The sequence below is a fragment of the Amnibacterium kyonggiense genome (genome assembly GCF_004364555.1).
Lineage (GTDB): Bacteria > Actinomycetota > Actinomycetes > Actinomycetales > Microbacteriaceae > Amnibacterium > Amnibacterium kyonggiense.
This window is the reverse complement of record NZ_SOAM01000002.1, coordinates 405,000-419,557: the sequence shown is the minus strand read 5'-3', so window position 1 is coordinate 419,557 and position 14,558 is coordinate 405,000. Positions and strand designations below refer to the sequence as shown.

15 protein-coding genes are annotated in these 14,558 nt (G+C 75.5%); 6 read left to right on the top strand and 9 right to left on the bottom strand.

Annotation, left to right across the window (positions count from 1 at the left end; all coding sequences use genetic code 11):
* The first annotated feature begins 19 nt into the window (after nucleotides 1-19).
* Nucleotides 20-772: a sulfite exporter TauE/SafE family protein gene (locus CLV52_RS10380; RefSeq protein WP_162850807.1), complete on the top strand. Its 753-nt coding sequence runs from the start codon at nucleotides 20-22 to the stop codon at nucleotides 770-772.
* Nucleotides 773-869: 97 nt separating this feature from the next.
* Here CLV52_RS10380 and pepN read toward each other — a convergent pair whose 3' ends face one another.
* Together pepN and CLV52_RS10370 are read right to left on the bottom strand one after the other, a co-directional pair.
* Nucleotides 870-3,290, bottom strand: a complete 2,421-nt coding sequence (pepN, locus tag CLV52_RS10375) for an aminopeptidase N (RefSeq protein ID WP_133766271.1) — start codon at nucleotides 3,288-3,290, stop codon at nucleotides 870-872.
* A gap of 137 nt (nucleotides 3,291-3,427) precedes the next feature.
* A complete protein-coding gene (locus CLV52_RS10370) occupies nucleotides 3,428-4,153 on the bottom strand; it encodes an alpha/beta fold hydrolase (RefSeq protein WP_133766270.1) in 726 nt (241 codons plus the stop codon).
* A 180-nt stretch (nucleotides 4,154-4,333) separates the two neighbouring features.
* On the opposite strand from CLV52_RS10370, the gene CLV52_RS10365 reads away from it, so the two are divergent.
* Nucleotides 4,334-4,642: a hypothetical protein gene (locus tag CLV52_RS10365; protein ID WP_133766269.1), complete on the top strand. Its 309-nt coding sequence runs from the start codon at nucleotides 4,334-4,336 to the stop codon at nucleotides 4,640-4,642.
* Here CLV52_RS10365 and CLV52_RS10360 read toward each other — a convergent pair.
* Complete coding sequence (locus CLV52_RS10360) at nucleotides 4,630-5,349, bottom strand: hypothetical protein (protein ID WP_133766268.1); 720 nt, start codon at nucleotides 5,347-5,349, stop codon at nucleotides 4,630-4,632. The genes CLV52_RS10365 and CLV52_RS10360 overlap by 13 nt on opposite strands.
* 34 nt (nucleotides 5,350-5,383) lie before the next feature.
* Nucleotides 5,384-5,824 (bottom strand): winged helix-turn-helix transcriptional regulator, encoded by a 441-nt coding sequence (locus CLV52_RS10355; RefSeq protein WP_133766267.1) that lies wholly within the window; start codon nucleotides 5,822-5,824, stop codon nucleotides 5,384-5,386.
* An 82-nt stretch (nucleotides 5,825-5,906) separates the two neighbouring features.
* Between CLV52_RS10355 and CLV52_RS10350 the strand changes: the two genes are divergently transcribed.
* From CLV52_RS10350 to CLV52_RS10340, 3 genes are all read left to right on the top strand, one after another.
* Complete coding sequence (locus CLV52_RS10350; RefSeq protein ID WP_133766266.1) at nucleotides 5,907-7,106, top strand: MFS transporter; 1,200 nt, start codon at nucleotides 5,907-5,909, stop codon at nucleotides 7,104-7,106.
* Nucleotides 7,103-7,804 (top strand): SDR family oxidoreductase, encoded by a 702-nt coding sequence (locus CLV52_RS10345; protein WP_133766265.1) that lies wholly within the window; start codon nucleotides 7,103-7,105, stop codon nucleotides 7,802-7,804. Before CLV52_RS10350 ends, CLV52_RS10345 begins: the two co-directional genes overlap by 4 nt.
* A gap of 148 nt (nucleotides 7,805-7,952) precedes the next feature.
* Nucleotides 7,953-9,335 carry a pyridoxal phosphate-dependent decarboxylase family protein gene (locus CLV52_RS10340; RefSeq protein WP_133766264.1) on the top strand — a complete coding sequence of 461 codons (1,383 nt, stop codon included), beginning with the start codon at nucleotides 7,953-7,955 and terminating at the stop codon, nucleotides 9,333-9,335.
* 20 nt (nucleotides 9,336-9,355) lie between these two features.
* On the opposite strand, the gene CLV52_RS10335 is transcribed toward CLV52_RS10340, so the two are convergent.
* Nucleotides 9,356-10,060 (bottom strand): hypothetical protein, encoded by a 705-nt coding sequence (locus CLV52_RS10335; protein WP_133766263.1) that lies wholly within the window; start codon nucleotides 10,058-10,060, stop codon nucleotides 9,356-9,358.
* 264 nt (nucleotides 10,061-10,324) lie between these two features.
* Here CLV52_RS10335 and CLV52_RS10330 point away from each other — a divergent pair, with 264 nt between their 5' ends.
* A complete protein-coding gene (locus CLV52_RS10330; protein WP_133766262.1) occupies nucleotides 10,325-11,659 on the top strand; it encodes an HNH endonuclease signature motif containing protein in 1,335 nt (444 codons plus the stop codon).
* Between the two features lie 70 nt (nucleotides 11,660-11,729).
* On the opposite strand, the gene CLV52_RS10325 is transcribed toward CLV52_RS10330, so the two are convergent.
* The 4 genes from CLV52_RS10325 to CLV52_RS10310 are packed head-to-tail and all read right to left on the bottom strand — an operon-like array spanning nucleotide 11,730 to nucleotide 14,473.
* Complete coding sequence (locus CLV52_RS10325; RefSeq protein WP_133766261.1) at nucleotides 11,730-12,452, bottom strand: hypothetical protein; 723 nt, start codon at nucleotides 12,450-12,452, stop codon at nucleotides 11,730-11,732.
* A 54-nt stretch (nucleotides 12,453-12,506) separates the two neighbouring features.
* A complete protein-coding gene (locus CLV52_RS10320; RefSeq protein WP_133766260.1) occupies nucleotides 12,507-13,226 on the bottom strand; it encodes a hypothetical protein in 720 nt (239 codons plus the stop codon).
* A 36-nt stretch (nucleotides 13,227-13,262) separates the two neighbouring features.
* Nucleotides 13,263-13,973 carry a zf-HC2 domain-containing protein gene (locus tag CLV52_RS10315; RefSeq protein ID WP_133766259.1) on the bottom strand — a complete coding sequence of 237 codons (711 nt, stop codon included), beginning with the start codon at nucleotides 13,971-13,973 and terminating at the stop codon, nucleotides 13,263-13,265.
* Nucleotides 13,970-14,473 (bottom strand): sigma-70 family RNA polymerase sigma factor, encoded by a 504-nt coding sequence (locus CLV52_RS10310; RefSeq protein WP_133766258.1) that lies wholly within the window; start codon nucleotides 14,471-14,473, stop codon nucleotides 13,970-13,972. The genes CLV52_RS10315 and CLV52_RS10310 overlap by 4 nt, the downstream gene beginning before the upstream one ends.
* Nucleotides 14,474-14,558 lie beyond the last annotated feature (85 nt).

Sequence of the window (14,558 nt, the reverse complement as noted above, 5' to 3'; positions counted from 1 at the left end):
CTCCGGCAGGATGGTGGCGGTGGAGGGCGTCGGCGGCTGGGCGTTCCTCGTCCTCGCCGGGATCGTCGCCGGCGTGATCGGCACGTCGGGCGGCATCACCTCCCTCGTCGCGTATCCCGCGCTGCTCGTCGCGGGGCTGCCGCCGCTCGCCGCGAACGTCACGAACTCGGTCGCCCTGCTCGGGAGCGGATTGAGCTCGGCGCTCAGCTCCGGGCAGGACGTCGCGGGCAGCGGCCGCGTGCTGGGGCGCTGGATGCCGCCGATCGTGCTCGGTTCGACGGCGGGCGCCGTGCTGCTCGTCGTGACGCCCGGGGGCGTGTTCGACCGGGTCGTGCCGTTCCTCGTGGCAGCCGGGTCGATCGTGCTGCTGCTGCAGCCCGCGATCGCTCGGTGGCAGCTCCGGCGCGGGAGGCCGATGCCGCGGGCGGCGGTCGTCGCGGCGGGCGCCGGGGTCGCCGTCTACAACGGCTACTTCGGGGCGGGCGCGGGGATCCTCCTGATCGCGCTGCTGCTGCTCACCGCGCAGCCGGTGCTGCACCGCGCGAACGCGCTGAAGAACGTGATCCTCGTCGCCGCGGACGTCCTGCCCGCCGTCGTCTTCGCGCTCGTCGGCCCGGTCGTGTGGCGGGCGATGTGGCCGCTCGCGATCGGCGCCGTCCTCGGCGGCCTCGTGGGCCCGGTCGTCGCGCGGCGGGTGCCGGCCGCGCTGCTGCGGTTGCTGATCGGGCTCTGCGGGCTGACGCTCGCCGTCGTCCTCCTGGGCGGGGAGTAGTACCCAGGGTGCTCGAACGCGCGCTTGCCACTTCTCGCCCTGGTGAACGCCCGCGGAGGGCGACACGTGGCAGGTCCGCGCTTCGACCGCGTGGGGGTCAGGCGCGGCGGGCGGCCAGCATCCTCGCGCCGACGTCCGCGCCGAGGAGGAGCGCGGTCCGCACCGTCGGGCTGACCCCGGTGCGCAGCGCGGCGGCGGTCGCCCGCGCGGGGAGATCGTCGTCGAGCACCGCGTACGGGAACATCCCGCGGACGAGGCCGAGCGAACCGAGCAGCCCGGCCGAACCGAACGAGTCGAGCACCTCGAGATACCGGCCCGCGTAGGGCGCGAGCACCTCGACCTGCAGCGGCCGCCAGAACCGGCCGATGACCGATCGTCGCGGCGACCCCGCCGGCACGCGCCGGTCGACCATGAGCGCCCGCCAGGCCTCCTCCTTCGCGGCCGCGTCGGCCTTCGAGGCGATGACCGCGAGCGCGCTGAACCGCGCCTCCGGGTCCGGGTCGCGCGGCTCGAGCGCCGCGGCGGCCGCGTCGACGTCCTGGCCGAGCTCGGCCCGCCGGGCGAGCAGGCGCCACGCGAGGTCGACGTCGTCGGAGGACGCCGCCTCCAGCAGCGCGAGGTGCGCCGCGGAGGTCGCCGTGGCGGCCAGGGTGCGCAGCGCGGGGATGCGGTGCGCGGGGGAGTCGGCGAGCGCGGCGGCCGAGTCGGCGACGCGGGCGACGAGGCCGGGCACGTCGGGGAGCGGCGCCCACAGCTCCGCGGCCTGGACCGCGCGGTCGAGGAGCGCCTCCACGACGGCCGGGCTCGGCTCCGCGGCGACGAGGCCGAGCACGGCGTCGAGGAGGTCGCCCGCGCGCAGCTCGCCCTTCACGAGGCCGTCCCAGGCGGTCGTGACCGCGAGCGTGCGCGCCACCGGGTCCGGCAGCTCGCCGGCGCGGGCGCGGAGCACCGGGTCGCCCGGCCCCCGCACCGCGGCGAAGGTGCGGTCGCCGGCGTTCACCTGGTGCACGTCGCCCGCCGGCAGCCGGACCTCGGTGACGGCGCCGTCGAGCTCGACCTCCACCTCGCCGACCGGCACGAGCGCCTCCGGCGTCGCGCTGTACCCGGCGACCCGGAGCCGGTGTGGCCGCGGCTCGCCGCCGTCCGGCGCGGTCGCGGTGAGCGTCGACCCCTCGAGGACGAGCGTGTCGGTGCCCGCGCGGTCGAGCCAGTCCGAGGTCCAGCGCCCGAGGTCTCGGCCGGACGCGGCGGCGAACGCGGACATCAGGTCGTCGAGGACCGTGTTGCTCCAGGCGTGCTCGGCGAAGTAGGTGCGGAGGCCCTCGACGAAGGCGTCCTCGCCGACGTACGTCGCGAGCTGGTGCAGCACGGCCTCGCCCTTGTCGTAGGTGATCGCGTCGAAGTTCGCCATCGCCTGCTCGACGTCCGGCACGTCGCCGCGGATCGCGTGCGTCGCGGGGCTCATGTCGTGGCGGTAGCCCATGAGCTTCGCGTCGAGCAGCTCGGTGGCCCACGCGTCGGTGAAGTCCGTCGCGCCGGCCATCGCCCACGCGGCGGCCCAGGAGGCGAACGCCTCGTTCAGCCACAGGTCGTCCCACCAGCGCATGGTCACGAGGTCCCCGAACCACATGTGCGCCATCTCGTGCAGGACGACGTTCGCGCGCTCCGAGCGCTCCCGGTAGCTCGGCGTCGAGCGAGCGAGGAACGCGTCCGTGTGGGTGACGCTGCCCCAGTTCTCCATCGCGCCGCCCATGTTCGGGACGAAGACCTGGTCGTAGCGCTCCTGCGGGAACGCGAAGCGCTCGCCGAACCAGGCGAGGCCCCGCGCGGTGAGGTCGAAGAGCTCGTCCGCGTCGCGGTCGAGGATCGACGCCAGCGTCCGCCGGCAGTACAGCCCGAGGTCGTGGCCGTCGACGCGTCGGCGCACCTCGTGGAACGGCCCGGCGTTGACGACGGTGACGTAGGTGGAGAGCGGCGGGGTCGGCGCGAACGTCCACCGTCTGGCGCCGTCGCCGGCCGGCTCGACCGCGTCGGGCGCGCTGTTGTTCGTGACCGTCCACGACTCCGGCGCCAGCACGGTGAAGCGGTGCACGGCCTTGAGGTCCGGCTGGTCGAAGCAGGCCCACAGGCGCCGCGCCTCGTCCGGCTCGAACGTGGTCCAGACGTAGACGAGGCCGTCGGTGTCGACCGTCCGGAGGACGCCCTCGCCCGCGTCGGTGCGGGACTGCGCCGCGGAGACGACCAGGACGTTGTCGGCCTCGAGGTCGGAGAAGGGCAGCCGCCCGTCCGTCGCGGTGCCGACGTCGAGCGGGCGCCCGTTCAGCGTCGCGGACTCGACGTCCGCGACCACGTCGACGAAGGTGCTCGCACCCGGGGTCGTCGCGGTGAAGGCGATCGTCGACGTCGACCGGAGGGTGTCGCCCTCGAGCAGGCCGGTGAGGTCGACGTGGACGTCGTATCGATCGACGGCGAGCAGGGCAGCGCGCGCCTCCGCCTCGTCGCGGGTCAGGCTGGACATGCGACCGAGCCTGGCACCAGGGCCTGGACGGGCGCACCCCGGAACTCATTCCAGGGTCGACCAGAAGTCCCGGACGGCCGCGGTGAACGCCTCCGGGCGGTCGAGGGCGACCTGCCCACGGGCGCCCGGCACCTCGATCACCCGCGCGAAGGGCGCAAGTGCCGCTGCGGCGGCCGCGCGGTCGGCCGGCACGGGCTCGTCGCGTCGCCGGCGACGAGGAGGAGCGGCGCCGTGAGCCGGGGGAGCAGCCCCGTCACGTCCGGTCGTCGCACGTCGAAGCGGAGCACCGACGCCGCGGCGCGCATCCGGCCGGCGAGCAGCAGCGCGTCGAGGATCGAGCCGACCGTCTGCGGCTCCGTGCCGGAAGCGGGCGACAGCTGGTCGGCGACGATCGCCCGGCCCACGGCCCCGACCGGCCCGACGATCCGCAGGCGTCGCAGGATCCGGAGGACCGCCCGACGTTCCTCGTCCGGCATCGGGCCGGGGTCCGCCATCGCCGCGATGACGCTGCGCACCCGGCGCGGGAACCGGGCGGCGAGCTCCAGTCCGATCCGGCCGCCCCAGCCGACCCCGACCCAGTCGACCGGCGTGCCGGGCGCGAGATCCTCCGCGACGCGGTCGGCGGCGTCGACCAGCTCGGTCGGGCCGGCCCCGCTCTCGAGCCGCCCGCTCCGGCCCCAGCCGGGCGCGTCGACGACGAGCAGTCGTCGTCCGGGCAGCAGGGCCGGCAGCACGTAGCCCCAGCTCGAGCCGTCCACCCAGTGCCCGTGCCAGAGCACCGTGGGGACGCCGGCGCCGAACTCGTGCACGGCGAGGACGCCCGCCGCCGTCCTGATCTCGACCGGCTCGACCGCACCCGCCATCGCGCACCACCCGTCCCGGGCTCATCCTGCACTGAACCGAACGCCCCGGTGCTCCGTCGTACGGGGTGACAGCGCATCCGCTGCCACCGGCGTCGACCGGTCGCCTCCCGCGGTCCTCCTGCACCGCGACGGAGGCGACCCGTCGCGCGCTCGAACCGTCGCCCCATCAGGAGGTCTCCCATGTCCGCACGCTCCCGCCGCACCCGCGCCGTCGCCGGTCTCGGCGCCGCCGCCGCGCTCACCGCCGGCCTCGTCACGGCGTCCGCCGTCGCGTCCGCCCAGGCGGCACCGCTCGCCGGTCGCCACGCCGTCACCGCCGTCACCTCCGTCGACGACCACGGCACGCACGGCCGCGGCCACGACGACGCGACGTCGGACGACCGGGGGAAGCACGCCCGGGGCCGCCACGGCGGGAAGGCCGACGACCACGGGAAGCGCTCCCGGGGTCATGACGACGTCAGGGCCGACGACCGAGGTCAGTCCGAGTAGACGACCGCGAAGCCCCAGCGCGCGCCCGGCGGGGCGTCGATCCGCACCTGCACGGGACGGTCGCCGCTGCGATACGGGAAGGTGTCGGCGGTCAGCTGCTCGCCGTCGAGCTCGCCGCCGCGCTGCCGCTGCAGGACGAGCCGCTGCTCGCCGGTCGCGTCGACCTGCCGGCGGAACGCGCTCCAGGACACGCGGCCCGGCTGCTGCAGCACGAGCAGCACCGTCGCGCGGCCCTGGAACGCCGAGGCCGGCGCGGGCTCGAGGTCCACCGTCGCGGGACCGGTGCCGGCGTGCTCCTCGGTGAAGAACCGAGTCGCCGTCCGGAGGGCGGGCGGAGCCCGATGCGTGACCAGGAACGCGGCGATGCCGGCGTTCGTCCCATCGGCGAACGCGGTCGCGATGTCCTGCCGGTCCTCCGCGGTCATCCGCAGTGCGGTCGGCGGGGTCTCGGGGCGGCCCGCATCCGTAGCCAGCCGGCCGACAGCGACGGCGAGGACCGCGACGAGCAGCACGAGCGCGAGCACGAGGACGGCGGCGAGCCGGGTGCGGGACCGGCCCGTCGGGAGCGCGGACTCCGGCTCGGCTGCGGGCCGGTCCGCCTCCACGACGGCAACCGGTTCTGCGCCGCGGAAGCGCTCGACGTCCGCGTCGGAGGCGCCGGGCGCGTAGAGGCGCCGGCGCAGCGACTCCGCGTCCTCGCCCGTCACGGCACCAGTGTGACCCTCCGGCGCCGATCCCGCGTCAGCGGCGCGAGACCTCGACGTCGTCCGCGCCGAGCACGTGCCCGTCCGCGTCCACGAACGCGACCCGGACCGGGCGCCCGCTCGCGTCGCGCCACTGCGCGCCCGCGTCGATCTCGCTGCGGAGGTGCTCCCGCCCCCACATGCCGAGCGCGCCGAGCACGACCTGGAACTCGCGCCCCGCCTCGGTGAGCCGGTACTCCGTGCGGGTGCGGCTGCCCTCCTCCTGGTAGGCGACGCGCTCCAGCACGCCGCGGTCGACGAGAGCCTGCAGGCGATCGGTGAGCACGTCGCTCGCGATGCCGAGCCGGCTGCGGAAGTCGCTGAACCGGGTCGTGCCCATCGCCGATTCGCGGAGGACGAGCAGGGACCACCGGTCACCGAGCGCGGTGATCGTGCGCGCGATGGAGCAGGTCCCTCCGGTCGGGTCGATGAGCGGCATGCGAGCAGCCTACTCCTGGGTCCGAAACACGGAGTCAGGTACTACGTTGGCTTGACCAACTCAGCTCGAACGGAGACCGTCGATGCGTCCAGCGTCCCGCCGCACCGCCTTCGCGACCGCGTCCCTCACCGCAGCGCTCGCGCTGTGGACCAGCGGGGCTCCGTCGGTCGTCTACCCGGTCTACGGGCGACTCTGGGACGTCCCGCCCGCCCTGACGACGGTCGTGTTCGGCGTGTACCCGCTGACCCTGCTCGTCGTCCTCGGTCTGTTCGGCGGTATCAGCGACCGCATCGGGCGGCGGGCGGCGATCGTCCTCGGGCTCGCGCTGATGGCCGTCGGGACGCTGGCGTTCGCGCTCGCGCCGTCCCTGCCCGTGCTGCTGCTCGGGCGGGTGCTGACGGGCGCCGGCGTCGGGTTCGCGCTGAGTCCCGCCACGGCCGCGCTCGCGGAGTACGCGCGCCCGGGCCGCGGCCACCTCGCCGGCGCCGTCGCCACGGCCTCGACCGCGTCCGGGCTGACGGTCGCGCTGCTCATCGGGGGCGTGTTCCTGACCTGGCTCGGCGACCCGCTCCACGCGTCCTACTGGCCGCTGCTCGGCGCGATCCTCCTGACCCTGCTGTCCGCGCTGCGCCTGCCCGCCGGCGAGCGGGGGAGCGGACGCGCCGTGCAGGTGCTGCGGGTGCCGCGCTCGATGACCGGGGTCGTCGCCCAGGGAGCACTCGGCGTCGCGGCCGCGTTCGGGACCGGTGGGGTCGTGCTCGCACTCGGCGCGGACGTCGCCGTCGACCTGATCGGGACGAGCGCCCCGCTCGTGATCGGGCTGGTCCTCGCGCTCTCCGCCGTGACGATCGGTGCGACGGCGCTGCTGGCCCGGCGCGTGCGGGCCGGCGTCGCGGCGCCCGTCGGCGCGCTCCTCATGGTGCTGGGGCTCGGGCTCCTCGTGCTCGCCAGCGCGACGGCGTCCCTCGTCGTATTCCTCGCCTCGATCGTGGTCACCGGCGTCGGGTACAGCCTGCTGTTCGCCGCCGGGGTCGGGATCGCCGCGGAGCTCGCGCCGCCCGCGCATCGCGCCGCCACCGTCTCGACGGTCTACTTCTTCGGCTACGGCGTCCAGGCGATCGCGGCGATCGGCCTCGGCCAGGTCGCCACCGCGGACGGCCTCCTGCCCGCGATCGCGATCGGCGCCGTCCTGCTCTCGGTGCTCGCGCTCGTCGCCGGCGCCGCCCCGCTCGTCCGCGCCCGGCGCGCGGTCCGCACCATCACCGAAGGGAACCCCGCATGAGCAGTTCGACCGACACCGTCTCGCTCCAGGGCGCCGTCGTCCTCGTCACCGGCGCGAACGGAGGGCTCGGCACCGAGTTCGTCCGCCAGGCCCTCGATCGCGGCGCGGCCAGGGTGTACGCGACCGCCCGCACGCCGAAGGACTGGCACGACGCGCGCGTCGTGCCGCTCGTGCTCGACGTGACCGACCCCGCCTCGATCGCGGCCGCCGCGGAGGCGGCCGCCGACACGACCGTGCTCGTCAACAACGCCGGGGTCGGCCTGTTCAGCCCGACGCTGCTCGGCACGTCCGTCGAGGACCTCCGCGGCCTGCTCGAGACGAACACCGTCGGGCTGTTCGCCGTCACGCAGGCGTTCGCACCGGTGATCCTCCGCGCGCACGGGGGCATCGTGAACGTCGCCTCGGTGGCGAGCTGGCGGGCGCGCGGCGCGCTCGCCGCCTACGGCGCGACCAAGGCGGCGGTGTGGTCGCTGACCGACTCGCTGCGCACGGAGCTGGCCCCGCAGGGCGTCCACGTCATCGGGCTCTACCTCGCGTTCACGGACACCCCGATGACCGTCGGCATCGACGCCCCGAAGGGCAGCCCGGTCGCCGTCGTGCGCGACGCGTACGACGGCCTCGAGTCCGGCGCGCTCGAGGTGCTCGCCGACGACTACACCCGGCAGGTCCGCTCGCAGCTCGCAGACATCCTGGTCTGATTCCACGGATCAGGACGGATCCGGCGACACGCCGCCTCCGGAGGTCCTGGAGGCGGCGTGTCGCTCGTCCGGTCCTGATCCGTGCAACGTGCTCGGGCGGGCCGACGGGCGCTTCCGTCGCGTCGCCCCTCGGGCCTACCCTGCCCGCGTGAGCACCCGGGAGGACGAGTACCAGGAGGTCCTCGGCGTCGCCGCGGACCGCGCGCGGGCCTGGCTCGGGACCGTGGGCAGCCGCCCGGTCCCGCCGACCGCGACCGCGGAGGAGCTGCGGCCCGTCTTCGGCGGCCCGCTGCCCGACGGTCCGACTCCGGCCTCGGACGTCGTCGCCGAGCTCGCGGACGGCGCGGAGCCCGGGCTGATGGCGATCGGCTCCGGCCGCTTCTTCGGCTGGGTCATGGGAGGCACGCTGCCCGCCGCGCTCGGGGCCGACTGGCTCGTGAGCGCGTGGGACCAGAACACCGGTATCCGGTTCGCGACGCCGGCGACCGCCGCGATCGAGGAGGCCGCCGCCGTCTGGCTCCTCGACCTGCTCGGCCTGCCGTCGACGGCGGGCGTCGGCTTCACCACGGGCGCGACGACCGCGAACTTCTCCTGCCTCGCCGCGGCCCGCAGCGCCGTGCTCGGGGCGGCCGGGTGGGACGTCACCCAGGACGGCCTCACGGGTGCGCCGCGCGTGCACGTGCTGGTGGGGGAGGAGCGCCACGAGACGGTCGACCTCGCGCTCCGGTACCTCGGGCTCGGCGCGCCGACGCCGGTGGCGGTCGACGAGGAGGGCCGGATCCGGGTCGATGCGCTCGCGGCGGCGCTCGACGCCGTGCCCGCCGGATCGCCGCTGATCGTCGTGCTGCAGGCCGGCAACGTCCATTCCGGCGCCTTCGACCCCTTCGCGGAGGCGATCGAGACGGTCCGCCGACGCAGCGGCTGGGTGCACGTGGACGGCGCGTTCGGGCTCTGGGCCGCGGCGCCCGCCTCCATGGCGCCGCTGGTCCGGGGCGTGACCGGGGCGGACTCGTGGGCGACCGACGCGCACAAGACGCTGAGCGTCCCGTACGACTGCGGCGTCGCGATCGTGCAGGACCGCGCGGCGATGCGCGGTGCGCTCGGGCTGCACGCGTCCTATCTCGTCGACGACACCACGGAGCTCGGCGATCCGCAGGAGCGGGTACCCGAGCTGTCACGCCGCGCCCGCGGGGCACCGGTCTGGGCGGCCCTCCGGTCACTCGGTCGACTCGGCACGGTGGAGCTGGTCGAGGGGCTCGCCCGGCGAGCGCGCGCGATCGCGGACGGCGCCCGCGGGATCCCCGGGGCCACCGTGCTGAACGACGTCGTCTTCTCGCAGGTCTGCATTGCGTTCGAGGACGACGAGCGCACCCGCGCCGTCACCGCGCGACTGCTCGCCGACGGCACCGCGTGGATGTCGGGCTCGCGGTGGCGCGGACGCGACGTCATCCGGGTGTCCGTCAGCAACTGGAGCACGGACGACGAGGACGTCCGCCGAAGCGTCGAGGCGCTCCGTCGCGCCGCCGCCTGAGCCGCTGGCCGCCTGAGCGCTCAGTCCGTGTAGACGACGACTGCTGCCCACCGCACGCCGGTGGGCAGCAGCAGCGTCAGGCGCGTCGGGACGCCGCCGTCGTAGCCGACCGTGCCGCTGACCGGAGCGCCGCGCCGTGCGCCGCCCTCGTGCGCGGCGACGGGCGGCTCGGGACCGGAGCGGTCGTTGTGCTGGGCGACCACCGTCGCACGCCAGACGTAGCGGGCGGCCCGGTCGGTGACGAGCACGACCGTGAGGTGGCCGGCGCGCTCCTCCTCCGTCGTGGGCGAGAGGGTCATCGTCGTGGGGCCGGCGCCCGTGAAGGCCGTGCTGTCCGCGCGGCCCGCGGACCGGAGCGAGGCGAGCAGCGCCTTCGGGTGCGCATTGAGCCAGTCGAGCAGCCCCGGGTCCCGCCCGGCGTCGAGCGCCGCCGCGAACCGCGCTCGCGTCGCGACGGGGGCCGCGATCCCGGAGGCAGCCGGGGCGGGGCGCTCCGCCGGGCGCACGGCCGGACGCACGACGACCAGTGCGACGCCGGCCGCGACGAGCAGGACGACGCCCGCGGCGACGAGACCGCGTCGACCCCGCCGCCGAGCGACCTTCGGCGTCGCCGGGGGCTCGACGACGAGTCGCTCCGCCTCCGCGGCCCGGTACGCCTCGACGTCGGCCGCCGTCGAGCCCGATTCGTAGAGCCGACGGCGCAGGCTGTCGAGCGGATCCTCCACGCCCCCACCCTGTCCCGGCCGGGTGAACAGTTCGCGGATACAAAGGTGCACGGACAAGGGCGCTGGTGTGGTTTCGGCGCGGGCGCGGGGCGCCCGGCTCAACCACCGAGGCCCATCTTCTCGGCGGTTGAGGTGCGAGCGAAGCGAGCCTCGAAACCACCCCGAACCCTCGGTACCGACCCGCACCGCCGCGCCTTCCGCAGAACGGAAAACACCTGACCCGGAACCGGTTCCAATGTCAGTGCCCCGTGCTCGAATACCGGTATGACCCGGACGGCGGAGGCACTCCTGGACCAGGCGGACGCCTACGCCCGCCTCGCCGACCACGCCCTGCGCCTCGCCTCCGATCGGGCACTCCTGGAGCGACTCTCCGTAGTCGCGACGCTGCGCCGGCTGGTCCAGGCGGAGGAAACGGCGCTGGCCGGGGAGGTCGCCCGCCGATCCGAGAACCGGGAGGACTCCCTCGCCCGCAAGCAGGGCGCCTCCAACGCGGCGAACCTCGTCTCCCAGGTCACCGGGATGCCGCGCTCGACCGCGGCCACCGTGGTCGCATCGGGTGAAGCGTTCCGGCCGCGGGAAGCGATGACCGGCGAGACGCTGCCGGCGACCTGCCCGCAGATCGCCGAAGCGTTCGCGGCCGGGCAGCTCGACCCGGAGGTCGCCGCGGCGATGCGGCGCACCCTGGAGCAGTGCGCACCCGGCCTGGCCCCGTGGGAGCTCGACAACCTCGAGCGCAAGCTCCTCGACACCGCAGCCGAAGGCTGGGCACCCAACGACCTCCTCCGCTGGCTCAAGCGCGTCCCGGAGCACGCGAACCCCGACGGCGGACGCCCCGACCGGGGCGAACCGACCCCGATCCCGACGGTCAAGCGGCGGCACCTCCGCAACGGGCTCGTCCGGTGGACCCTCGACCTCGACACGTTGACGGACGGGTTCTTGAAGACCGCGGTCGAGGCCAACAGCCCCACCCGGCGCCCGATCCTGATCACCCCGGACCAGGACGAAGCCGATCTGGCCACAACCGACCGGCGGCCGCTGGAACAGCAGTGGGTGGACGGCATCCGCCTGCTTGCGAAGAAGGCGATCCAGGTCGACGACGGGCAGATCGCCGGCACCGCCGTCACCCTCCTCATCACCATGACCGAGGACGCGCTGCGGACCGGGCTCGGCACCGCCGAACTGCCCGACTGCGGCACCCAGATCAGCGCCTCCGTCGCCCGGATGCTCGCGGCGGACGCGGAGATCATCCCGGTCGTCCTCGGCGGGAAGTCCCAGCCGCTCGACCTCGGGACCGGACGCAGGTTCTTCACCGAAGTCCAACGGCGGGCGATGGCCGTCCGCGACGGCGGGTGCGTCGGACCCAGCTGCGACGCACCACCCTCCTGGTGCGACGGAGCCCACATCCGCCCCGCCGGTCGCGGCCCCACGAGCATCGACAACGGAGTCCTGCTCTGCTGGCGGTGCCATGTGCTGCATGACGAACAGGGATGGCAGATCGACCGGGACGACGACGGCAGGTGGTGGTGGACACCACCACCATGGGTCGACCCCACCGGGCGACGGCGGCCCGGAGGGCGGATACCGCCGGTCGCGGCATGACGTGTTCGGGGCGTGGTCTCGAGGCGCGCTTCGCGCGCGCCTCGACCGGCGGTGCGCGACCAGGGGTGGGTCAGTTCGTCAGGGCGACCAAGGCGCCCCAGCTCGAGCCCTCCGGCACCTCGATCTCGAGGGTGGTCGGCGCGCCGTGCTTGTACGCCACCGTCGCGCTCACCGGCACGCCGGCGGGTGCGTCGAGTCGGCGGTGCAGCGCCGCGTCGCCGGTCCGGCCGGTCGCGGTCCAAAAGATGCGCGCGGCTCGCTCGACGACGATCACCACCGTCAGCCTCCCGGCGGGTCCGTCGCCGGTGCTCGGCGAGAGGTCGAGCGTCCTCGGCCCGTCACCGGCGGTCTCCGTGACGTGGCCCCTCGTCGGCTGCCGCAGCGCCTCGGGCAGGAAGGCCGGATGCCCGTACAGGTACTCCAGCAGCCCCGCGCCCGAGCGGGACGCCAGCTGCCGGACGAACGCGGCCCGCACCGACTGCGGCGCCGGGAGGACGACGCCCTCCGGGGACGGCACCGCGGTCGCCGTCGGCGTCGGTCCTGTCGCGACGGGCACGGCGGCCAGCGGGCGCAGGGTCACGAGCGCGAGCGGTGCGGCGATCGCGACCACCGCTGCGGCGAGCACCGCGGCGGTCCGCGGGCGGCGGCGGCGCACCGGCGACAGCGCGGGTGGGCGGGCAGTCGCCTCGGCGGCACGGAAGGCGACGAGGTCCTCCGCGGTCGCGCCCGGGGCGTAGAGCCGGCGGCGGAGCGCCTCGGTGGCCCGCGTCTCGGTCGTCCCCGGCCCGGTCATGCGCTCAGCGTCCCCCCGATCGCCCGGGAGGGGAAGGGCTCAGTCCGTGAAGACTCAGTCCGTGAAGACCACGACGGCGCCCCAGCGCGCCCGGTCCGGCACGAGGAGCAGCAGGCGGTCCGGCGCACCCGGGCCGTAGGCGAAGGTCGACGCGACCGGCGCGCCCGCCTGCGCCGCGGAGGCGTGCGCCGCGATCAGCCGCTCCCCGCGATCGGCGCGCCAGGTGTACCCGCCGGTGCCGGCGAGCACGACGATCACCGTCGCGCGACCGCCCCGCTCGGCGAGCGCGCTCGGGTCGAGGCGCAGCACGGTCGGGCCCGTGCCCGAGTACTCGGTACTCGCCGCCCGGCCGACGGTCGTCAGCTGCGGCGGCCGGAGGCCGGGATCGGCCTCGACGAGGTCGAGCATGCCCGCGGACCGGCCCGCCCGCAGCCGGGCCACGAGCGCGGTCCGCATCGACGCCGCGAGCGGGACGCGGGCGTCGATGACCTCCGGGATCGTCGCCGTGGGGGAGGCGCTCGGCGTCGCGCGGTGCTCGGTCGTCCGGGCCACGGCGAGCGTCGCGCCGACGAGCACCGCGGCGGCGAGGACCGCGACCCCGATGAGCGCCGCACGGCGCGGTCGGCGCGGGGCGGCCGGCGGCGACGCGGGTGCAGGCGCCGCCTCCGGTACCCCGGCCGCCGCTTCGTACCGGGCGACGTCCTGGGCGGTGACACCGGGCGCGTAGAGCCGGCGCCGCAGCGCGTCGAGCTCCTCGTCCGGTCGCGGATCCATCCGGACAGCGTGCCGCGGTCGGGTGGGAGGGCCCGGTCAGAAGGAGGTCGAGGCGAGCGGCCGGGAGCTGCCCGTCACCCGGATGTCGACCGACGCGATGTCGTCGGCCGGGATCGCGGTGGAGGCGACGAGGTTCCTCGCCTCGCCGCCGTCCGAGGTCCACGTCGCGACGGTGGCGGTGCCGCCGGTGTCCGTGTGGACGACGAGGGAGTAGCTCGTCGGCTCGTACTGCTCCGTGTGCTGCGACGCCGTCGCCGCGTAGTCGCACGACCAGTCGATGCGCGTGCCCCAGCCGACGGGCGTGACCCGGAGGTCCGCGGTCAGATGGGAGTCGCCGATCGGCTCGAGGCGGTGCGCCTGCGCCGCCGCCGCGGGCTGCGACGCCGGCTGCACGGCGCGGACCAGCCCCCAGCCGCCGATCGAGCCGACGACCAGGACGGCCGCGAGCGCGAGCGCGGTGACGAGCCGGTTGCGTCGACGCCGGCTCCGGACGCGTCGGGCGACGCCGGCCGCCCGGTCGGAGGCGTGCGCCCCGTCCCGCAGGGCGGCGTCGTCGGGCAGGTCGCGGAGCGCGAGGGCCTCCGCCTCGTCCAGCGTCCCGAGGATGCCGGGCAGGCCCGCGAGCTCCCGCACGGACCGGGAGCAGCTGGAGCAGGAGGCGAGGTGCTCCTCGTACCGGTGCCGGTCGGCGGGCTCGAGCGCGCCGAGCACGTAGGCGCCGTCCCAGTCGTGGATCGAGTCGCTCATCGCGTCACCCCCCGCTCCTGGAGCGCGAGCCGCAGCGCCCGCATCCCGTAGTGCAGTCGCGACTTCACCGTGCCCTCCGCGATCCCTTCCCGCTCCGCGATCTCGCGCACCGAGCGCCCCAGGTAGTGCGCCTCCACGATCACGACCCGATGATCGCGCGACAGGGAGGCGAGCGCGTCCGACACGAGGATGCGGTCGAGCGCCGCGTCCACGCCGTCGTCGACGGGCCGCTCCGGCAGCTCCTCGACGCCGAGCTCCCGCCGCTTGTGCGCGCTTCGGGCGTCGTCGATGACGAGGTTCCGCGCGACCGTGAACAGCCAGGCGCGGGCGGCGTCGCGGCCCGCGGCGATGCGGGCCGGGTTCCGCCAGGCCCGTGCGAGCGTCTCCTGCACGATGTCCTCCGCCAGCTCGCGGTCCCGGGTCTGCCGGAGAACGAACCGGAACAGGTCGGGGCCGTGCTCGTCGGTGAGCGAGCGCAGCAGCGCGTCCTGCTCGTCCATGCCCGCCTCCGATCCGCCGAACCCGTCGATGTCTACTACGGAGCGGCGGCGCGGTCGGTTCACCGGATCGGCGGATCCGTCGCGA